The sequence below is a fragment of the Marinobacter sediminum genome (assembly GCF_016820575.1).
Classification (GTDB): domain Bacteria; phylum Pseudomonadota; class Gammaproteobacteria; order Pseudomonadales; family Oleiphilaceae; genus Marinobacter; species Marinobacter sediminum.
Window position 1 is genome coordinate 855515 of record NZ_JAEMQH010000002.1, and the last position, 19583, is coordinate 875097.

19 protein-coding genes are annotated in these 19583 nt (G+C 56.4%); 15 read left to right on the forward strand and 4 right to left on the reverse strand.

Annotated elements, in window-relative coordinates:
* The first annotated feature begins 14 nt into the window (after positions 1-14).
* The gene (gene cysB / locus FGO67_RS10715) at positions 15-992 is read left to right on the forward strand and encodes an HTH-type transcriptional regulator CysB (protein ID WP_203300687.1); all 978 of its coding nucleotides are present in this window, start codon (positions 15-17) and stop codon (positions 990-992) included.
* A 58-nt stretch (positions 993-1050) separates the two neighbouring features.
* On the opposite strand, the gene FGO67_RS10720 is transcribed toward cysB, so the two are convergent.
* Positions 1051-1773 (reverse strand): phosphoadenylyl-sulfate reductase, encoded by a 723-nt coding sequence (locus tag FGO67_RS10720; protein WP_203300688.1) that lies wholly within the window; start codon positions 1771-1773, stop codon positions 1051-1053.
* Between the two features lie 181 nt (positions 1774-1954).
* Here FGO67_RS10720 and thrH point away from each other — a divergent pair, with 181 nt between their 5' ends.
* Complete coding sequence (thrH, locus tag FGO67_RS10725) at positions 1955-2569, forward strand: bifunctional phosphoserine phosphatase/homoserine phosphotransferase ThrH (RefSeq protein WP_203300689.1); 615 nt, start codon at positions 1955-1957, stop codon at positions 2567-2569.
* Positions 2570-2607: 38 nt separating this feature from the next.
* Here the strand turns inward: thrH and pabB are convergent, their stop codons facing one another.
* Entirely contained in the window at positions 2608-4104 is a 1497-nt protein-coding gene (gene pabB, locus FGO67_RS10730; RefSeq protein ID WP_338039556.1) for an aminodeoxychorismate synthase component I, read from the reverse strand.
* A 125-nt stretch (positions 4105-4229) separates the two neighbouring features.
* Between pabB and FGO67_RS10735 the strand changes: the two genes are divergently transcribed.
* The 3 genes from FGO67_RS10735 (at position 4230) to FGO67_RS10745 (ending at position 6760) form a co-directional block, all read left to right on the forward strand.
* Positions 4230-4745 (forward strand): hypothetical protein, encoded by a 516-nt coding sequence (locus FGO67_RS10735; RefSeq protein ID WP_203300690.1) that lies wholly within the window; start codon positions 4230-4232, stop codon positions 4743-4745.
* Positions 4746-4907: 162 nt separating this feature from the next.
* Complete coding sequence (locus FGO67_RS10740) at positions 4908-5843, forward strand: DUF6160 family protein (RefSeq protein WP_203300691.1); 936 nt, start codon at positions 4908-4910, stop codon at positions 5841-5843.
* Between the two features lie 125 nt (positions 5844-5968).
* On the forward strand, positions 5969-6760 hold the full coding sequence (locus tag FGO67_RS10745; protein WP_203300692.1) for a DUF6160 family protein: 792 nt from the start codon (positions 5969-5971) through the stop codon (positions 6758-6760).
* Positions 6761-6771: 11 nt separating this feature from the next.
* Here FGO67_RS10745 and FGO67_RS10750 read toward each other — a convergent pair whose 3' ends face one another.
* Positions 6772-7389 carry a hypothetical protein gene (locus tag FGO67_RS10750; RefSeq protein ID WP_203300693.1) on the reverse strand — a complete coding sequence of 206 codons (618 nt, stop codon included), beginning with the start codon at positions 7387-7389 and terminating at the stop codon, positions 6772-6774.
* A 247-nt stretch (positions 7390-7636) separates the two neighbouring features.
* Between FGO67_RS10750 and FGO67_RS10755 the strand changes: the two genes are divergently transcribed.
* The 10 genes from FGO67_RS10755 to FGO67_RS10800 all read left to right on the forward strand — a co-directional run bounded on the left by FGO67_RS10755 (position 7637) and on the right by FGO67_RS10800 (position 18595).
* Positions 7637-8668 carry a DUF58 domain-containing protein gene (locus FGO67_RS10755; protein WP_203300694.1) on the forward strand — a complete coding sequence of 344 codons (1032 nt, stop codon included), beginning with the start codon at positions 7637-7639 and terminating at the stop codon, positions 8666-8668.
* Positions 8665-10740, forward strand: a complete 2076-nt coding sequence (locus FGO67_RS10760) for a transglutaminase TgpA family protein (protein WP_203300695.1) — start codon at positions 8665-8667, stop codon at positions 10738-10740. Before FGO67_RS10755 ends, FGO67_RS10760 begins: the two co-directional genes overlap by 4 nt.
* Positions 10737-11768 (forward strand): DNA polymerase III subunit delta', encoded by a 1032-nt coding sequence (gene holB / locus FGO67_RS10765; RefSeq protein WP_203300696.1) that lies wholly within the window; start codon positions 10737-10739, stop codon positions 11766-11768. The genes FGO67_RS10760 and holB overlap by 4 nt, the downstream gene beginning before the upstream one ends.
* Before the next feature lie 107 nt (positions 11769-11875).
* Entirely contained in the window at positions 11876-12226 is a 351-nt protein-coding gene (locus FGO67_RS10770) for a PilZ domain-containing protein (RefSeq protein WP_008171779.1), read from the forward strand.
* Between the two features lie 12 nt (positions 12227-12238).
* Positions 12239-13159 carry an alpha/beta fold hydrolase gene (locus tag FGO67_RS10775; RefSeq protein ID WP_203300697.1) on the forward strand — a complete coding sequence of 307 codons (921 nt, stop codon included), beginning with the start codon at positions 12239-12241 and terminating at the stop codon, positions 13157-13159.
* Between the two features lie 88 nt (positions 13160-13247).
* Positions 13248-14063 (forward strand): DUF4892 domain-containing protein, encoded by an 816-nt coding sequence (locus FGO67_RS10780; protein ID WP_238942331.1) that lies wholly within the window; start codon positions 13248-13250, stop codon positions 14061-14063.
* 4 nt (positions 14064-14067) lie between these two features.
* Complete coding sequence (locus FGO67_RS10785; RefSeq protein ID WP_203300699.1) at positions 14068-15276, forward strand: patatin-like phospholipase family protein; 1209 nt, start codon at positions 14068-14070, stop codon at positions 15274-15276.
* A 99-nt stretch (positions 15277-15375) separates the two neighbouring features.
* A complete protein-coding gene (gene prmB / locus FGO67_RS10790; RefSeq protein WP_203300700.1) occupies positions 15376-16278 on the forward strand; it encodes a 50S ribosomal protein L3 N(5)-glutamine methyltransferase in 903 nt (300 codons plus the stop codon).
* Positions 16279-16315: 37 nt separating this feature from the next.
* Positions 16316-17410, forward strand: coding sequence for a chorismate synthase (gene aroC / locus FGO67_RS10795; RefSeq protein ID WP_203300701.1), 1095 nt, complete (start codon positions 16316-16318; stop codon positions 17408-17410).
* Between the two features lie 39 nt (positions 17411-17449).
* Positions 17450-18595 (forward strand): MFS transporter, encoded by a 1146-nt coding sequence (locus FGO67_RS10800; protein WP_275297944.1) that lies wholly within the window; start codon positions 17450-17452, stop codon positions 18593-18595.
* Here the strand turns inward: FGO67_RS10800 and FGO67_RS10805 are convergent.
* Entirely contained in the window at positions 18592-19488 is an 897-nt protein-coding gene (locus FGO67_RS10805) for a LysR family transcriptional regulator (protein WP_203300702.1), read from the reverse strand. The genes FGO67_RS10800 and FGO67_RS10805 overlap by 4 nt on opposite strands.
* Positions 19489-19583: the final 95 nt, after the last annotated feature.

The following is a 19583-nucleotide window of genomic DNA, read 5'->3' on the forward strand; positions in this document are numbered from 1 at the left end:
GAGCAGCAGGTTCAATGAAATTACAACAGTTGCGATATATCTGGGAGGTTGCTCACCACGACCTGAATGTGTCCGCAACCGCTCAAAGTCTGTTTACATCCCAGCCGGGCATATCCAAGCAAATACGACTGCTTGAGGATGAGCTTGGCCTGGAAGTGTTTGCCCGAAGCGGCAAGCATCTGACCCGAATAACTCCGGGCGGCGAGATTATCATCCGGGAGGCCGGTGAAATCCTCCGCCGGGTTGAGGGCATCAAAAAAATTGCCCAGGAATTCAGTAACCAGCGCCAGGGTGACCTGAGCATCGCCACCACCCATACCCAGGCACGGTATGCGCTTCCGCCGATCATCAGCGGTTTTATCGAATCCTACCCGGATGTGTCGCTGCACATGCATCAGGGCACGCCGATGCAGATTTCCGAAATGGCGGCCAATGGCGCAGTGGACTTTGCCATCGCAACTGAGGCCATGGAGCTGTTCAACGATCTGATCATGATGCCTTGCTACCGTTGGAACCGCAGCGTCATTGTGCCGAAGGACCATCCGCTGGCGAAATTGGATGAACTCACGCTCGAGAAGTTGGCTGAATACCCATTGGTCACTTACGTCTTCGGTTTTACGGGACGTTCCAAACTCGACGAGGCGTTCCAATCCCAAGGGCTGACACCTAAGGTGGTGTTTACCGCCGCCGATGCAGACGTTATCAAGACTTACGTTCGGTTGGGGCTGGGTGTGGGCATCATTGCCAGTATGGCGTTCGATCCAAAGGCCGATCCGGATCTGGTTGCCCTTGATGCCAGAAAGCTGTTTCGCCCGAGCATAACCCGCATTGGTTTCCGCAAAGGCACCTTCCTTCGGGGCTATATGTACGACTTTATCGAAAGGTTTGCGCCGCACCTGACTCGGGAGCGGGTCGATGAGGCCGTTGCCCATCAGGGCAGCCGGTCAGAAATCGAAGAGTTGTTCAGAGATATCGAGCTGCCCACCCATTAATCAGGTGGGCGCGCTTGGATAGTCGGGAAAAATTGCCGTAGGAGGTTTCCAGGGCAACTCACTCCTTGGCGATCAGGTTACCGGCGTGCAGCCCGCATTCCTTCTTGGTCGCCTCTTCCCACCACCAACGTCCCTCGCGCTCATGCTGGCCTGGCAGGACAGGGCGCGTGCAGGGCTGGCAGCCAATGCTGACAAAGCCTTTCTCATGCAGCTCGTTGTAGGGCGCTTCCGACATCCGGATGTAGTCCCAGACTTCTTTTGATGTCCAGTTTGCCAGCGGGTTGAATTTGATCAGGGTTTTCGACTCTGTCGAGAAGGCCGTGTCTTCCTGAACCACAGGCACGTCGGTGCGGGTGCCCGGGCTCTGGTCCTTGCGTTGGCCAGTGATCCACGCATCCACGGTGCCCAGCTTGCGCCTCAGTGGATTGACCTTGCGAATACCGCAGCACTCAGAGTGTCCATCCTCGAAAAAGCTGAACAGCCCCTTTTGGTTTACCAGACCCTGCACTTCGGCTGCATCGGGAAACAGGACTTCGATGTTAATGCCGTAGTGCTTGCGCACGCGCTCAATGAATTCGTAGGTTTCCGGATGCAGGCGACCGGTATCCAGAGTGAATACCTGCAGGTTGTCGGTCAAACGGTGCGCCATTTCAATCAGAACGACGTCTTCGGCCCCACTGAACGAGATGGCGATGTTGTCGTATTTGTTCAATGCGGCCTTGAGAATGGCGCGTGGGCTCTGGCCTTCAAGTTCGTCCCGGAGCTGCTGAATGTCAGTCATTGCTTTTCAGTACCTGATCTAAATGAGTGAAAAGGCTACCATTAAATGCCTCATAGCTTGAAGGAATGAGGATCTATATGGATATGCCCGATGCATTCCCCGGCAGTTTTTTTTATCATACGGCGCTAACCAAGCCAGAGCATCCGCTCTTGCGCACTTAACTGTTTATCAGGAGACCATTGTGGAACTCGCATGCCTTGACCTTGAAGGAGTACTGATTCCGGAAATCTGGATCGCATTCGCCGAAAAAACCGGCATCGAAGAGCTCAAGGCGACCACACGGGATATTCCTGATTACGACGTGCTGATGACCCAGCGCCTGAAGATTCTGGATCAACACGGCTATGGCCTTCCGCAGATCCAGGAAGTCATCGGCGAGCTGGACCCGCTGCCGGGTGCGCGTGAATTCCTCGATTGGCTGCGTCAACGCTTCCAAGTGGTGATTCTCTCCGACACTTTCTATGAGTTCGCCATGCCGTTGATGGCCAAGCTCGGCCACCCCGCGCTGCTGTGTCACAAGCTCGAAGTAGCGGAAAACGGCCAGATCACAAATTACCTGCTGCGCCAGCGCGACCCCAAGCGCCAATCAGTGCGGGCTTTCCAGTTGCTGAATTACCGGGTAATCGCAGCCGGTGATTCCTACAACGACACCACCATGCTAGGCCAGGCTGAAGCGGGCATCTTGTTTCACGCCCCTCAGAATGTCATCGAGGAGTTTCCGCAGTACCCTGCGGTGCATAATTTTGAAGATCTGCGGCAGGAATTCTTGAAGGCCAGTGCCGTGCACAACGCCTGATCCAGGATTGAGAAGGATAGGGGGCTTGTAACAGCCCCTTACAGATTTTCCAGAAAGTCCATCATTGGCTTAACCTTCGTCAGAGTTTCCTGATACTCGCTTTCAGGGTCGGAATCGACAACGATCCCGCCGCCACCCCAGCAGCGAATGGTGCCTTCGCCATCGCACAGCATGGTTCTGATGGCAATGTTGCTGTCCAGTGAGCCATCCAAACCCCAGTAGAACACCGAGCCGCAGTAAGGGCCCCGCCAATGGGGTTCAAGCTCGTCGATGATTTCCATTGCCCGTATTTTGGGGGCGCCGGTAATCGACCCTCCGGGAAAGGCATCCATCAGCGCTTTGATGGGTGAGATGTTGTCAGCCAAATCGGCCCGAATGTGGCTGACCAGATGGTGGACGTTGCGATAGGATTCGAGCGCGAAGAGTTTTTCCACCTGCACGCTGCCCACCTTGGCATTCACGCTCAAGTCATTTCTCAGCAGATCGACAATCATCAGATTTTCGGCCCGATCCTTTTCTGAGGCCTGCAATTCCTCGGCGTAGGCGTTGTCTTGCTCCTCGTTTCCTCCTCTGGGGCGGGTACCTTTAATCGGGCTGGTGGAAATGGTGCTGCCCTGAATCTCAAAAAAACGCTCCGGAGACAGGGAGAGGACGGAGTAACGTCCGATTCTGATGAATGCGCTATAGGGTGTGGCGTAAGCCTCCGCGAGGGATTGAAAGGCGTCCCAAGGCTCTCCGGTGTACCGTGCGGTAAATTCCTGAGAAAGATTGGCCTGATAGCAGTCTCCTGCAAGAATGTAGCGGTGAACCCTGGCAACATTCTCAATGAAGCTGGCCTTGGTCTGGCTGGGCGTGAACCGACTAACGATTTGCCATGGGTGATCCTTGTTGCAGTCGTCTCGGGACATCCAGTCGGCAAGTGTGTCGCGCGTATGCTGCGGACAGTCTGGATGAATCCAGAGGTAACGGATGTCTGACTCGGCATCGTAGCTGGCGGCCCATAAATAAAAACCGGCGAAGAGCACCGGGAACGCCATTTCCTTACCCAGCCCGTTCAGTCTTGATTCACGTTGCAAGCCGAACTCGTAGGCCAGCACGCCATACCAGCCTCCAAGCAGGTGATTGCCGCTTTTGGTCTGGTCGACAGCGTTCAGCTCCATTGGCTTCGCCATTTCAGCTGCGATCGACTCCACTGAGTGCTCAGCAAGATCGGTCAATCGCAAATGTTTCTGCGCCAGGGCGGTGAAGCCTCTCATTTTGCCGCGCGCATTCCCCGCACCTTCGCTACCGATGTAAGCAAAGTCCTCAGCGCGCGAGGCATTGCTCAACAGGCGCTCATAGGCTTCTCGTGAAAGGGTCGCTATTGATGGCGAGGTCAAAATGTATTCCTTTAATAATCTCTGAAGTGATAAGCCGTGCACAGTTAGCACGTTGTTTCCGGGTAAGTCACGCTGATCTAATAGTGCGCGCACCCTGCGTGATGAAACGCATTTTACTTCACTGAGCAGGGTTCCGGCATTTATTACGCTCAGCAAAAGGAATAAGAACTATGATGCTCGGCTTCCAGTCCTCCCTTTTATCCCGCCTGCACTCATCGGCTCAGGCGCTTCTGACGCCTCGGGTATGTTTCCGGCGAGCTTTTGCACTTGGTGTGACAGCCATGGCTATTGGGTTCAGTCAACCGGCTTTCAGCACGGAGGACATAAAGCAACCCACCCCGGAGCAGATTGCCACAGAGATCCGGGCGAATACTCAGTATCTATTGCAGCATGTCACCAACAAAACCAAAGGCATCATCGAAAACCATGACGATTTTGCTCCATTCGGGGCTGCCCTGATGCCGGATGGCAGCGTTCGTTACGTTTGGGCCGTGCCTCCGGGTGAACCGCTGATCGGGGTCAATGGTCAGCTGGTACTGAACTCCGTTCGAAAGGCGTTATCAATGCAAGCTCAGCAAGGGCGAATTCTGGGCTCAGCGGTGGTTTACGACTACAAGCCCAGCCCGGATTCAGAGATTGACCAGGTCAATATTGAGTTGGAGTATTTAGGCGGCCACGCCGAGGTGGTGGCAACGGAATATACACTTTCCCCCAGTGGCGTGACTTTCCATCAGGGTGCGGCCAAGAAGTATTCGCCGATGGTCTTTGCCGGAAACGGAACCGGTTCACCCCGGTAAGCGGAGTTCGTCACAAAAATTATCGGATCGTAAGTTTGTGTGACAATCCGTTACTGAAATGTGCTTCACCTCGCAGTTTGGTGTGTCACGGTCTGACAGACTGATCTCGCAGCCAGAGGAAATGGCTGTTGAAGAAAAAAATAAAATTCTAGGAGATCTAGTATGAAAGGCCTGAAAAAGATTGCTTTGGTAGCCGCCGTTGCTGCCGCCCCGTTTGCCGCCAACGCGGAATTGCAAGCTCTGAACGACGCCAGCATGGGCGCTGTAACTGGCCAGGCAGGTGTAACTATCGATCTGTCCGCCAACGTGACCATCGGCGAGATCGCTTATGAGGACCAGGGCTTCCTGGCATTCTCTGACGTAAGCATCTCTGGCCAGGGTGGTACGGACCTTGACGACATTCGCTTGACAATCGACGTGGCTGGCGACACAACTAACCGTGACCTGGGTACTGCTGCACTGGGCGCAACCTACCTGGCCGGTGCTGGTTTTGACGTAAGCGGCGCCAATGAGACTGCGCAGTCCGTTACCGACGGTGACCTGGTTATCGGTTTGCGCTCTCAGAGTGGCCTTCCAGTTGATTTCAACCTGAGCATCGGCGAAATCTTCCTGTCCAAAACTGGAAGCACAGTTGGTTCCCTGCAATCACGTGCTAATGGTGGTACCGGCGGCACCACTCTGGTATCGGACTTGAGCATCGATGGTTTCCTCGGTCCGATTGACATTGTGATCAATGAAGAAAGTAACAGCTTGAACGTCAATGCTTACTTCAGCGCCGAGGGTAACCTGACCATGCCGTTCATGGGCACCAGCCTGGACTTCGAGCTGCACAACCGTCGCGGCGCAACAGTGGCAGGTACTGTGGCTGGTACTGATTACAGTTTTGCTCACGCCCAGGTGGACGTAAGTGTCGTGGATAGTCATAACGCCGGTACAGCACTTGCCCCCAATAATATCAGTGCCCTGCGTGTGAATGTTCAGGATTTCTCTGGTGACCTAGACCTCACCAATATCAACACCGGTGGCACCGAAAGCATCGGTAACGTATATATGACCGACCTGGCCGTTCGCGCCGACATGGTCATCTACGGTCACTAAGCTTTGCCTTAGTGAGAAGACCGACGACGCCCTCGGTGAGGGCGTCGTTTTAGCATTCCTTCGTAGTTGTTCTGCAATTCAGACTTGTTTCAGGCTATCCCGCCATCAGTCGGTCCGGAGGTGACATGGTTTCACTGTTAAGGTTTGGCATTCTAGCCACGCTGGTAACAAGTTCCGGCGGTGTATTGGCTGATCTGAAACCCGTAGCCGATGATGAGTTATCGGGTGTCGTTGCCCAGGCGGGGCTGACCGTGGATTACTCCGGCCAAACCACACTAAGCCAGTTCAAATTCGAAAATGCCGGCGCCTATCAGGTGGATGGCATCACCATGGGCGGTGCAGGTGTTACTCAGGCAGGATTTAGTGAAGGTTATGGCGTAAATTTCGATGATGTCAGAGTGACCTTCGATATCGATTCCGATGGCGTGTTAGACGTGGTCTGGCAGCCTGGAATCTCTGACAAAATCGACTGGGGTTTCCGTGCAGATGACGTCACCCTGGAGAGCTCCGGTGCCAAAAAAACGGCCCTGTTCACCAATCTCGAGGCGTGGGGTTTCCTGAAAGAAATTCGACGTCGAGTTAATCCGCCTGCCGCTGACGGTTCATCACAAGGCGTCAGTACCTATTCGGAATTCACCATTGAGAATCTGACAGCAGGCGCCAGCGCTAATACCGTCGGGATCGAGGGTGGATACGTTAAAGGAATGGAGCCGGCAGGATTTGCGGTGCTGGATTCCACCTTCCGACCTCTCTCAGCTGCACAGTCAGGCATCGGCAGGGACACGGTGACCTTAGAGGTGCATAACTTTGCGGCCGACATAGGCATGAGTAATCTGTCGATAGGCGGTGTGGGCCTCGGTGCGGTTACCCTGGACAACGTACGGGTAACCGATACGGCCATTACACTAAACCACTGACGCTCTGCCGCTTATTGATCCGGTACGGCAATCGAAAGATCAAACCCGCCGCCCGGTCTCGGAGTCAGGCTGATTGGCCCTTCGTTAATAGCTTGTGGAATCTGGATTCGATCGATGCCCGGTGGGTTGCCGATTGAGAAGTTCAGATTCTGTCCGTCAAAGCCAATGCCCAACTGATCGTTCAGGAAGGTCTGGGTGAAGGGTTCATCCGGAATCTCTGCCTGCTGGCCAAAAATAATCGGCGGGATAGTGGGTGTGAACTCGGCCGGTGGTTGGGCTCTTGCCAGCTCCTCCTGAGGCAGGAGTAAAGCTCGTCTCAGGAATTCTTCCTCAGCACTTTCCAGGGCGTCCTTTCTGCCTTCTTCCACATATCGCTGCAGGGCTTCCCGGTACGCCTCTTCCTCGGCCTCGGTCAGTACCGGCTCGCCCGGGGAAATGGTCAGTGCACGGATTATGCGCTGACGGTCTGCTTCCGATTTTTGCTGTTTCTTTGGCACGATGATAACGGCGGAGTCCTTGACGTAAGTCTCTACCATTTCATCTGAAGTAAGGGCCTGGACACCCGCCAAGGCGGGTAGGGAAACAGTCATCCCGGCAACTGCGGCGGCTAAGAGGTTCGTGCGTTTCATAGTCAGGTCCTTTTCAGACTTGCAGACTTTCAGGCTTGCAGGATTGAAGGCTGGGAAAGCAGGCTTCTGACATAACAACAGAAACTCTCCGCTCCATAGTCAGTATTCGGTTTGTCCGACAGGTTTTCAAGTTGGTTTTTGTTGCTTTGTGATCAGATTCGACTCAAATCGGGTATTGTTAAGGAGGAGCGACATTCCAGAGGATGTTGTCGGAACTTTCAATGCATTTTGTCGCCTCAAGGCCACCATGAAAAACCAAGTATCAAAGCGCTGGCAACGTTGGGTGAATCGGAGACTTCCCCGTTCTGACGTGCAGACATTCAGTCAGAAGAATATTTTCATTTTGCCGACCGGGGCAGGCGTGGTGTTCGGCATTCTGTTGCTGATCATGCTCATCACCGGTATCAATTATCAGAACAGTCTGATCTACCTGGTAACTTTCTTGCTCGGAGCGGTCTTTGTCGGTGCCATGCATCAGACCCATCGTAATCTGTCGGGGCTGCAGTTGGCATTAGTTCAGCCAGGAGAAGGCGTGGCCGGTGACGAAGTGCCGTTTCGGTTTCGTGCGACGGCCGGGCGCGATGATGCTGTGGCCATCCTGTTGTCGTGCGAGGAATTCAGTCTGGGGGCTACTCACATCAGGGCGGGCCAGTCGAAGGACATGACTTTACCCGTACCCTCTGCATACCGAGGTTACCTCCGGCCTGAGAGAATTCGCGTCGAAACCCGGTTTCCATTCGGTCTTCTCAAGGCGTGGTCCTGGATCAGGCCGGTATCGCCCGGCATTGTTTCACCCAGGCCATTGGCGGCACCCGAGGTAACCAGTACCGTCGAAGCTGGCGAGGAAACAGAACAGGCCAGCCCGGCGACCGGAAATGACCATGCGGACCTGAGGCCCTGGCGTGAGGGCGACCCGAGCCAGCGGGTGATGTGGAAACGATTCGCCAGGAACGGTCAGATGGTCGTTGCCGATTGGGAAGGCGAGCGGGGCAGTCCTCATTGGCTGGACTTTAATGCCTTTCCCGGCGCCGATTATGAACTGCGGCTTAGCTACCTGGCGTGGCTCGTAAACGAGCGCGAACGAACCGGTGCCCGTTTTGGTTTGAGCCTGCCCGGGCAAGTCATCGAGCCAGATTCCGGTTCCACCCATGTAAACCGTTGTCTGCGTGCGTTAGCGGTTTGGGGCGAGGAGCGCCCGCGTGATGCGGTGACCGAACGACACGGGAGCCGGCGACAAAAATCCGATAACGCTGCCGGCCCATCGAGGAGGCGCGCATGAGTGTCTCCGATGGTAGCTCAGTGTTAGTAGCGGCTGATGGTGCCGCAACCGGATTGCCTTCGCGGGCCCTGCTGTGGCTGTTTGGTAGTTTTGCAATTCTGCTTACGCCGCAACTGGATCGCTTGCCCATTTGGCTGATAGCTGCCTGCCTGGTGCTGGCCGGATGGCGCGGGGCGGCACAGTTCGGCCATGTTCGTCTGCCAGGGCGGTGGCTGCGAACCGGCATCATGTTGGTGTTGGTTGCGGTCTATATCGCCACCGTTCAGGGCCGTTTTACCGTGGATACGGCCGCATCGTTTTTCGTGCTGGCGGTCGGGCTGAAGTGGCTTGAGACTCGAACCGTGCGCGATTTCTACGTGTTGTTTTTCATCCTTGCCTATCTCGGCACCGTGAATTTTCTATTTCATCAGGAAATTCATTGGAGCCTCGTCAATATCCTCGCGGTAGCCCTGCTATTAGTTGGCTTGCAGATCATCAACGCGCCGGATCTTCCTGGCAGCGTGAAGGCAGGCTGGAAAAGGCTGGGCCTGATGCTGCTGAAAACCTTGCCCATTGTCGTTCTGCTGTTTGTGTTTTTCCCACGCATGGAGCCACTTTGGAGTGTGCCCCTGGTTTCAGGTCAGGCGAGAACCGGTATCAGTGACACCATGCGGCCAGGCGATATTTCCAACCTGGCTCAGAGTAGCGAGCGCGCGTTCCGAGCCACCTTCGGTGGACAGTTACCGGCCTACCGGGACCGGTATTGGCGAGGGCTGATCCTGGACTATCTCGATGGTGAAACCTGGAGGCAGAGCGAGCGCGATCCACTGCAGCGTCCGGGGCGGGTAGCTCTGGATGGCGGTGTGGGTGAGCTGGAGACCGGCGAGTACGATGTGCTCCTTGAGCCGACGGATCAGCGCTGGGCCTTCGCGTTAGAAGGGTCGCGGGCTGTCTCGAGCAATGTCATTGAGGAGTCCAACGATCTTTTCCGGTTTAGACGGCCGGCAGACACCTCGGTTCGCTATCGTCTTGCCCGTGAGGATGCCGGTAATCAGGCCCGGGAATCTTTGACTTATGAGCAACGGCGACGCTACCTCCAGCTTCCGGCGACCGGAAATCCGCGAGCCCGCCAGTTTGCTCGTGACCTGCGTACCCAATACGGTGACGTCGAGCTGGTCCGGGCGCTGTTAACCCGATTCCGGGAAGAGCCTTACTTTTATACACTCAGGCCGCCCACCATGGGTGAAAACGGCATCGATAACCTGTTGTTCGATTCCCAGCGTGGTTTCTGTGCCCACTACGCTGGAGCCACCACGTTCTTGCTGCGTTCAGCCGGTATTCCCGCACGTGTGGTTGTCGGATATCAGGGTGGGGCGCCCGGCGCCGGTGGGGACTATTTGATCGTCCGCCAGTACGATGCCCACGCCTGGGTTGAAGTATGGATCGGCGATAGAGGCTGGGTTCGGATAGATCCGACGGCCGCCATCGCGCCCAGTCGAATCGAGTCGGGTTTGCGTGATGCGGTTGCGGACGAAGGCTCGTTCCTTGAAAACAACTGGGCGTCGCCCCAGCGTTATGCTGATATCGCTGTGATTCAGTGGGCCAGCCTTCAGCTGGACCGGATCAATTATCAGTGGCAGCGCTGGATTGTGGGGTATCAGGGGCAAACCCAGATGAATCTGATGTCGCGTCTTCCGGGCGGCTTTGGCATGCGGGAGCTCGGCTATCTGACCGCCGGTATTGTCGGTGCGGGCTTGCTCATAGCCGGACTGATTTCCGCCTGGCAGATGCGTCGCGGCGGATCCCGCGATGCCTTTCTCCGCATTATTGGCGGGTGGCATCACCTGAGCGCCAGAGCGGGGGTGCCAGTGCGAGTGGGCGAAACACCATCAACGTTGGCCGCCCGGTTGGCCAGGGCTGAACCGGCCGTTGCCGAATCCGCCAGGCTCTTTGCCCACAGCATTAACAGCCATTACTATAGCGATGGTTCGTCTGCGGGTCGCGATCGCGAGCTCAAACGCCTGCGGCGCCTGTTGCAGACCATGAAAAAACAGCTTCGGCGCCGACATTCAACCACGGGAAAACGTTCTTGACCGATAACGCACGCAATATGCCCTGGCAATCAAGAGCCAGGGCCACGGTTCGAAGCCAATGGTCTGAAGGCCGGTTGCCCCATGCCCTGATCATTACGGGTGAACGTGGTGTGGGCAAGCGTGCCTGGGCCCAGGCAGTGGCGGAGTTACTGCTGTGTGATACCCCGGCTAACGGTGAGGCGGGAGAGCCTGCTGCTTGCGGGCGGTGTAAGCAGTGTGAACTGTTCGCGGCAAGCACCCACCCGGATCTTCGTGCGTATGCACCGGAGAAGTCCCGGATGGTTAAGGTTGATCAAGTGAGAGCGTTGTCGACCTTCGCAGTGGCGTCGCCCCAGGTGGCCCAGCGAAAAGTTGCGATTATTGATCGTGCTGACCAGCTCAACATCAATGCGGCCAATGCGTTGCTTAAAACCCTGGAAGAGCCTCAGCCGGATGTCACCCTGTTGCTCCTGCAGGAGAGCGGGCGGCCACTTTTGCCGACGATTCGTTCGCGGTGCCAGACCGTTACCATACCTACGCCGGACATGGAGGCAGCCAACAACTGGCTGGTGGCTGAGGTTCAGGCTCTGGATGAGGCGGCCCGGCCCTCCGCTCAGGTACTGGCAAAAGCGTTAATGCTCTCCGGCAATGCACCGAGGCTGGCACTGGAATATGCCACGGGTGAGTTTATCGGATTGCGTGATAAGGCGTTTGAGCAGTTCAAGCAGTTCATGAAGGGGCGCGTGCCGGTTGCGGAAGCGGCCAAGGCATTCAAGGCGCTGGGGCTGGAAGACAGCCTCTGGTTATTCGAAGGTTGGGCAGCTGACTTGGCAAGGCTGAGTCTGGGCGGCTCAGCGATCGATACGGAAGCTGAGGAAATGCTTGGCTTCCTTGCTCGATCAAATCCCGCGTGGCGCGCTCATGCGCTGTTGGATATGGTCAAGGAGGCTCGGGAGGCTGGAGTCTACAATGCCAACCCCGAACTGGAAGCGAGCCGATTGTTGATTGCCTGGCAGAAGTTGATGCCGGTAAAACGTAGGGCAGGTTGATGATCCCTGATAGCGCCTTCCTGACAAACAACTGCTATGATTGCGAAAAGACAGGGATTTTTGTCCCTGCAACAACCTATTGAGATCACAAAGGAAAGGTGTCTGTTATGGGGCCCGGATTTGGTGCACGCAGTGGCATTCTCACCCTGACCATTAAAGACAAGGCGGTTCTCTATGCCGCCTATATGCCGTATATCCGCCAGGGCGGATTATTCATCCCGACCCAAAAGCAGTATCAGCTGGGCGACGAGGTTTTTCTGCTGTTGAACCTCATGGATGAGCCCGAAAAAATTCCGGTGGCGGGCAAAGTGATCTGGATTACCCCGAAAGGTGCCCAAGGCAACCGGGCCGCTGGCATCGGCGTCCAGTTCAATGGCGACGACGAGACCGCCCGCACCAAAATCGAATCCTATCTGGCGGGGTCGCTGAGTTCTGATCGTCCCACGCACACGATGTAAGGCGACCCGCGCATGAACGATACCGCGGTACCTCCTAAGGTCTTTCAGAGCGTGACCGATTTCCGGGAGGTGGAGTGGCAACTCAGGAACATTCGTCTTGCGGGTTTGCACTGGCATGCAGAGCGCAAAACCACGAGCGACGTGCCGGTGCTTATGCTGCATGGCTGGCTCGATAACAGCCTGACGTTTATCAAACTGGCCCCTGAATTAGCCTCTCGGTCCGACGTGTATGCGGTTGATATGGCCGGTCACGGAAAATCTGGACATCGCCCGGCCGGGCAAAGCTATTTGTTGATGGATTACGTTGCGGATGTGGCGGAACTGGTTGAAAACCATCTGCTCGCCAGTTCACAAGAACAGGTGGACCTGGTCGGGCATTCCCTTGGCGGTATCGTCTGTGCGCTTTATGCCGCTGCATTCCCGGAACGGGTCCGAAAACTGGTTATGATCGACAGCCTTGGTGCCATGAGCCGTCCGGTCGAACAGACGATTCCGCAGCTTCGGCGAGCGGTCCAGAAGCGGCTGGCGGGTTCGGGGCGGCCAACTGTTTACCCAGATATTGAAACGGCCGCCAAGGCCAGGGAAGGGGGGCTGAGCCCGCTGAGTCCGGAGGCTGCGCTTACCCTAATTCCGCGCAACATGAGGCCCGAGCAGGGCGGCTATGTCTGGCGGACCGATTCGCGTCTGCGCCATCCAACGCCTTTGATGATGAGTGAGGATCAGGTCATGGCCTCGCTGCGGGCGATTACCACGCCGACCCTGTTCGTGCGCGCTGAATCTGGTCTGCTGGCCAATCGCGGCGGGCTGGATGAGCGGGGTCAAGTCATTGCAAACCTGAGGGTTGCCCATGTCCCGGGTGGACATCATTGCCACCTGGATGGCAACACACGCCCGGTTTCCGAGGCCATTCAACACTTTCTGAGCGATGAATAATATCTTTTCAAAAAAACTGTTTTCACTATGCGTGCTGTTGTCAGCATTCGGCTTTGCACCTACGGCGACGGCCGCTACCCCCGAGGTAATGCCTGAGCCCTTTCCTCAATCTTCGCTTGAGACCACGACGACCATCCGGTCACCCGGGCATCTGGTTCTGTTTAGCCCGGTGCGGGAAGTGAATGATCAGATTCGCTCGGAGTCCTTGGCGCGTCTCCCGGTTGAAGGCGAAGGGCGATTGTACGAAATTGCCCGTGATTCCAGTCGTGAAAAGGCGAGGGATCATTATCGTGGCCAGTTGCAGGCTCGAGGTGCCCAGGTGTTGTTCGAGTGTTCAGGGGTTGGATGCGGGCGTAGTAATGTCTGGGCCAATCAGATCTTTGGGCAGCGCGTTCTTTACGGCCGGGATGCCACTCAGGATTATCTGGTTGCAGGAACCACCGAAAGCGATGGCAGCCGTTGGTTAACCTTGGTCTACACGGTAACCCGGGGCAATCTCAGGGAATATGTTTGGATTGAGCACCTCTCTGTGGACCCGGGGGCAGTGGTTCCGGGGCTGGGCGGCGTTAATACCAGAATTCGCGGGCCGGTTGTGGTGCCCTGGCAAGGCGGGGTCACCTATCGTTTCGACTGGTCGGCCACAGAGCGGCGCCGGATTTCAGATTGGGCCAGTGACGACACGGCCACGGTTATTCTCACGGGCTTTGCCGCTCTTGGTGCCGATGAAACGGTAGAAGAGGCCATGGCTCGTACTGCGCAGGCAACGGAGTCGTTGTCGGAAGTTTTATCCAAAACCGGGGTGCCGGCGGCGCGCCAGAAACTCATTATTGTTGGTCCGGGCGTTCCCATCGCCGACCCTGATCGCCAGGGCGATCGAGTAGAAGTGACGGTTATCACGAGGTAGTTTCATGGGTGATTCCAAAAACAAGCCGGGGGCCGACCCTGAACAGACTGTGACCTCTGGCACTGAAGACGGTGCCTCGGCGGTTGTAAAAAGCTCTGACGTATCTGCGGCCGCATCGGAGACATCATCAAACCAGCCAAAGACGACTGCCAAACGGCAAACGGTGGCGCTGACGCTGGGTAGCGGTGGCGCCCGGGGCTATGCCCATATTGGGGCTATCGAAGTTTTAGTTGAACGCGGCTACGACATCATTGCGGTGTCAGGGTGTTCCATGGGTGCGCTTGTTGGCGGCATGTATGCAGCGGGCAAAATGCAGGCGTACAAGGACTGGGTAACCGGCCTTGGCCAGTTTGATGTCCTTAAGTTACTGGACGTCACCTTTAATTCGGTTGGCGCGATACGCGGTGAAAAGATCTTCTCCGTGGTCCGGGAAATGCTGGGCGACATCCGAATCGAGAATTTGCCCATTGCCTTTACGGCAGTGGCTACCGACTTGCTCGCCCACAAAGAGATCTGGTTCCAGGAAGGTCCGCTTGATCAGGCCATACGGGCCTCCGTGGCTATCCCCAGTGTTGTTACCCCGCTCGTCCTGAACGGGCGGGTTCTGGTTGATGGCGCGCTGCTGAACCCATTGCCAATCATACCCACCATCTCATCCCATGCCGATTTGATTGTAGCGGTCAATCTCAGCGGCGAGGACGAGCGACGTCGCCGAATCCCAGACGCCGCGTTCAGCCAGGATTCCGAAGGCGCAGACATGGATGAGTGGGTGGACACGATACGGGAAAAGGCATCTCGTTGGTTTGACTGGGATACGCTTAAGTCACTAGCTGCGCGAAAGGGCGAGGGTGATGAAACCCCGGAGGATAAGATCTCCCGGGAGATGCGGAAGAAAGACGCTGAAAAACAGGAAGAAAATAATGCGGCCACGAAGAAGGCCCAGGAAGAGCACGAAACCATCGATTGGGACAAGCTGGGAATTGGCAAGTTCGATGTCATGAACCTGACCGTCGAAACCATGCAAAGCGCGCTTGTGCAGTACAAGCTCGCCGGTTATCCGCCGGATCTGCTGGTTAATATCCCCAAGAACGCCAGCAGAAGCTACGACTACCACAAGGCGCCTGAGTTGATTCAGCTTGGCCGAGAGCGCATGTCAGCGGCACTGGACAGATTCGAGGAGAATCGCAACAGCTCCGGCCCACTCGCTATTTGATCGGGCGTCTGCAAAGACCGGACGCCGCAGAGGCTGCAGGGCGGGCACGAAAGGGCGTATAATGTCGCGCTGTTAATTTCGCCTTACAGGACCGTGCCCGTGACCAGCCCTATTGATGACCTCCATACCGTTCGCGACTATCTGCGATACGCGTCAACGCAATTTGCGGCTTCCGGGCTGTATTTTGGTCATGGCACCGATAATGTCTGGGATGAGGCGGTTCAGTTGGTAATGCGATCCCTGAACCTGCCGCTGGAAAACAACACCCTGTTTCTCGATGCACGCTTGGTCCGTGAAGAGCGACAGCTGATTCTCGAACGCATCAATCGCCGGATCACCGAGCGGGTGCCGCTCGCGTACTTGCTGGGTGAGGCTTGGTTCATGGGTATGCCGTTTCACGTCGACGAGCGCGTGCTGGTGCCGCGCTCACCCCTCGGGGAACTGCTTGAAAACGGTCTCCAGCCCTGGTTGGGTGACAAGTCTGTGAGTCGTGTGTTGGATCTTTGCACCGGCAGTGGCTGTATTGGCATTGGCGCGGCCAGCGTGTTTGAAGACGCTCTGGTTGATCTGGCGGACATCTCGGTGGATGCGCTGGAGGTAGCTGAATCGAACATTGACCTGCACGAGCTTGGTGATCGGGTCCAATGCATCCAGTCCGACGTATTCAGCAACATCATTGGCCAGTACGATGTCATTCTGAGCAATCCGCCTTATGTTGATGCGGAAGATCTTGCTGATATGCCGGATGAATACCATCACGAACCTGAGTTGGGATTGGCGGCTGGGTCTGATGGGTTGGATATTGCGCATCGAATTCTCGAAAAGGCTGCCGAGCACCTGACACAGGATGGACTCCTCATTGTCGAGGTTGGCAACAGTTGGGGCGCGATGGATGACGCCTATCCGGATCTTCCGCTGACCTGGCTGGAGTTTGAGAATGGTGGCAGTGGGGTATTCCTGGTTACTGCGGAAGCCCTTCGCGAATGGCAGAAAAAGGCTTAAACCCTTTTCTTATATAAACTGAATAAAGTGCTGAATCATGTCGGGAAATACCTTCGGAAAGTTGTTCACGGTCACCTCCTTCGGTGAAAGCCACGGCGCTGCACTGGGCTGCATTATTGATGGCTGCCCTCCGGGTCTGGAGCTAACAGAAGCGGACATGCAGCGCGATCTGGATCTTCGTAAGCCCGGCACCTCGCGACATACCACTCAGCGTCGTGAGGCGGATGAAGTCAGGATTCTGTCCGGTGTGTTCGAAGGCAAGACCACCGGCACTCCGATCGGCCTGCTGATCGAGAATACCGATCAGCGCTCCAAGGATTACTCCAAGATTGCCGAGCAGTTCCGGCCCGCGCACGCCGATTATACCTACATGCACAAATATGGTGTGCGTGACTATCGTGGTGGCGGACGTTCTTCTGCCCGGGAGACCGCCATGCGGGTTGCCGCGGGAGCGGTCGCCCGGAAGTACCTGGAGCAACGCCTGGGTATAACCATTCGCGGTTATTTGTCTCAGCTTGGCCCTATCAAGATCGAAAAGATCGATTGGGACCAGGTACACCAGAATCCATTCTTCTGCCCGGATGCCGATAAGGTGCCAGAAATGGAGGCCTACATGGACGCGCTGCGGAAGGAGGGTGACTCCATCGGTGCCCGCATTAACGTGGTGGCCGAGGGTGTCCCGCCGGGATTGGGCGAGCCTATATTCGATCGTCTCGACGCCGATCTGGCCCATGCCCTGATGAGCATCAATGCGGTCAAGGCGGTGGAGATCGGGGCCGGCTTTGACAGTGTCGAGCAGAAGGGCACGGAGCACCGGGACGAAATGACGCCGGAAGGCTTTTTGTCGAACAACGCCGGTGGCGTACTGGGTGGTATTTCCTCTGGCCAGCCAATCACGGCGAGCATCGCTTTAAAGCCGACCTCCAGCCTCCGTCTGCCCGGACGTGGCATCGATGTTCACGGCAACCCGGCCGAGATCATCACCACCGGACGCCACGATCCGTGCGTTGGCATTCGTGCCACGCCGATTGCAGAGGCGATGATGGCCATCGTGTTGATGGATCATTACCTGCGTCACCGCGGACAAAACGGTGATGTCTCGGTAGACACGCCAGTTCTGGGCCAGCTTTAAACCCCAGCTGGCTCGGGAGCGCAGGCTATCTACTGGCGACTGTCCAACCTCTATTTCTGGTTCTTTGCCCTCCTCGGAGGGCTTTTGCCTTACTGGTCCCTGTACCTCGAGGGGCAGGGGTTTACCTATCTCCAGATCGCCACGTTGATGGCGACCATTCAGCTGACCAAAATCGTTGCTCCCAGCGTCTGGGGTTGGCTCGGTGATCGCAGCGGACAGCGGGTTCGGTTGGTTCGCTTCGGGGCAATCACCGGCTCGCTGTTTTTCGCGGGTGTGTTTCTTGAGCCTGGGTTCTATGGCCTGTTACTTGTCATGCTGGCGTTTACCTTCTTCTGGAATGCCATCCTCCCGCTTTATGAAGTCATCACGCTCCGCACACTCGGCAAACGCAAAGATAAGTATGGGAAGGTCCGGCTCTGGGGCTCGGTCGGGTTCATTGTCGCCGTCGGGCTTGTCGGGGCCATTCTCGAGTATGTTCCCATCCAAAGCCTGCCCTGGCTGCTATTACCGGTGTTCGCCGGTATTGCGATCTCTGCGTTTCTGGTGCCCTCGGAGCAAGGCGAGCGTAAGCCGCCTGCGCCAAAAGGCAGTTTGAAAGCGATTGTCACGCACCCAGCCGTGGTTGCGTTCTTCCTGATGAACTTCCTGCTGCAGGTGTCGCACGGGGCCTATTACACGTTTTTCAGTATCCATCTGGAGCAGCATGGGTATGGCAAGCTGTCCATTGGTTTGCTGTGGTCGTTGGGGGTGATTGCCGAAATAGGCCTGTTCCTGGTCATGCACCGACTGTCTCGCCGGTTCAGTGTCCGGCAGATTGCGATCGGTGCGCTGGCGCTGACGACGATTCGATGGGTGTTGATCGCAGAGGTGACCGATGTGTTGGCGGTGCTGATCTTCGCGCAGTGCCTGCATGCGGCCTCTTATGGCGCGCTCCATGCGCTCTCAGTTCAATACATTCAGGGTTTCTTCGGCAAGCATCATCATGGCCAGGGCCAAGCGCTGTATAGTGGCTTGACCTTTGGTGCAGGTGGTGCCTTGGGGGCCTGGATGTCCGGGTTCCTCGTTGATGGTTTCAGCACCTCCGCTGCGTTTTGGGGCGGTGCCATTGCCATGCTGGCTGCCATTGTCATTGCCTGGCGGGGGCTGAGACCTCCTCCAGCACCTGCTTTTCAAGCGGCAGGCTAATCCGGTTTCTGGTCTGGACCTTTGTTCAGTTCTTCTTCCCTTACGATTGCCAGCAAGGCCTGGGCCGCAAGGCTAAGCCGACGGCCTGAGAGCCCAATTGCACCCAATACCCGCGAAACCGAAAAGCCGAGATCCAGCCTGTGAACGGAGTTGTCCAGCATGCGGATGGGTAGAACGCTCCAGCCCAGCCCGACACTGGTCATCATCTTTATGGTTTCCAGATAGTTGGTTGGAATCTGTTGCTGTAAGGGCAGGTTTGCCTCCAGGAACAAGCGACTGACGGTTCGGTAGGTCGCGGTTGTGGTGTCCGGCAGGAGTGCCGGGTAACGAGCCAGGTCGCTAAGGGTTACCGGGTTTTGGCCGGTGAGTTCGTGGTCTGGTCCAGTGGCGAAGGCCATTGGGTCTGCCCATTGCTCGTACACCATGAAATGACTTTCCATGCTGTCACTGAGCGTGACAAACGCCAGTTCCGCCTTTCGTTTGCGCATCTGCGCGTAGGCCGCATCCGACTCCATGAACTGCAGATTCAGTTTCACGTCGGGGTATTCAGAGGTAAAGCGCCGAAGCCAGTTGGGCAGATGGTGCAAGCCGATGTGGTGGCTGGCAATGATCTGGAGCTCACCGGCAAGGGTTTCATTATCCGGAGACAGCGATACCCGTGCGTTATGGATTTCGTCCAGAATCAGGCGTGCGTGGGGCAGCAGGCGAGTACCGGCTTCCGTCAGCCGGATTTGCCGATGACTGCGGTCAATCAAGGTGGTGCCCAGTTGATGCTCCAGGGCCGCCAGGCGTTTGCTGATGGCCGGCTGGGTGAGGTGCAAAACCTCGGCGGCTTCTGAGAAAGAGCCCTGATCGACAATGGTCAGAAAGGCGCGAAGAGAATTGGAATCCATGGGCTTCACCGGGGCAGTGGATGTAATAAGAGTGCATGCCGTGAGCGCTACAGTCCCAAAAATAAATTATGCCAAATTGGAATGCAAAGAATAAA

What these genes read in the sequence shown, in the direction of transcription:
- FGO67_RS10745 (WP_203300692.1), top strand. Translation starts at nt 5,969, where the DNA reads ATGGTTTCACTGTTAAGGTTTGGCATTCTAGCCACGCTGGTAACAAGT.
- FGO67_RS10785 (WP_203300699.1), top strand. Translation starts at nt 14,068, where the DNA reads ATGGGTGATTCCAAAAACAAGCCGGGGGCCGACCCTGAACAGACTGTG.
- aroC (WP_203300701.1), top strand. Translation starts at nt 16,316, where the DNA reads ATGTCGGGAAATACCTTCGGAAAGTTGTTCACGGTCACCTCCTTCGGT.
- cysB (WP_203300687.1), top strand. Translation starts at nt 15, where the DNA reads ATGAAATTACAACAGTTGCGATATATCTGGGAGGTTGCTCACCACGAC.
- FGO67_RS10780 (WP_238942331.1), top strand. Translation starts at nt 13,248, where the DNA reads ATGCCTGAGCCCTTTCCTCAATCTTCGCTTGAGACCACGACGACCATC.
- FGO67_RS10775 (WP_203300697.1), top strand. Translation starts at nt 12,239, where the DNA reads ATGAACGATACCGCGGTACCTCCTAAGGTCTTTCAGAGCGTGACCGAT.
- FGO67_RS10720 (WP_203300688.1), bottom strand. Translation starts at nt 1,773, where the DNA reads ATGACTGACATTCAGCAGCTCCGGGACGAACTTGAAGGCCAGAGCCCA.
- FGO67_RS10755 (WP_203300694.1), top strand. Translation starts at nt 7,637, where the DNA reads ATGAAAAACCAAGTATCAAAGCGCTGGCAACGTTGGGTGAATCGGAGA.
- FGO67_RS10750 (WP_203300693.1), bottom strand. Translation starts at nt 7,389, where the DNA reads ATGAAACGCACGAACCTCTTAGCCGCCGCAGTTGCCGGGATGACTGTT.
- FGO67_RS10740 (WP_203300691.1), top strand. Translation starts at nt 4,908, where the DNA reads ATGAAAGGCCTGAAAAAGATTGCTTTGGTAGCCGCCGTTGCTGCCGCC.
- FGO67_RS10770 (WP_008171779.1), top strand. Translation starts at nt 11,876, where the DNA reads ATGGGGCCCGGATTTGGTGCACGCAGTGGCATTCTCACCCTGACCATT.
- FGO67_RS10760 (WP_203300695.1), top strand. Translation starts at nt 8,665, where the DNA reads ATGAGTGTCTCCGATGGTAGCTCAGTGTTAGTAGCGGCTGATGGTGCC.
- FGO67_RS10805 (WP_203300702.1), bottom strand. Translation starts at nt 19,488, where the DNA reads ATGGATTCCAATTCTCTTCGCGCCTTTCTGACCATTGTCGATCAGGGC.
- FGO67_RS10735 (WP_203300690.1), top strand. Translation starts at nt 4,230, where the DNA reads ATGGCTATTGGGTTCAGTCAACCGGCTTTCAGCACGGAGGACATAAAG.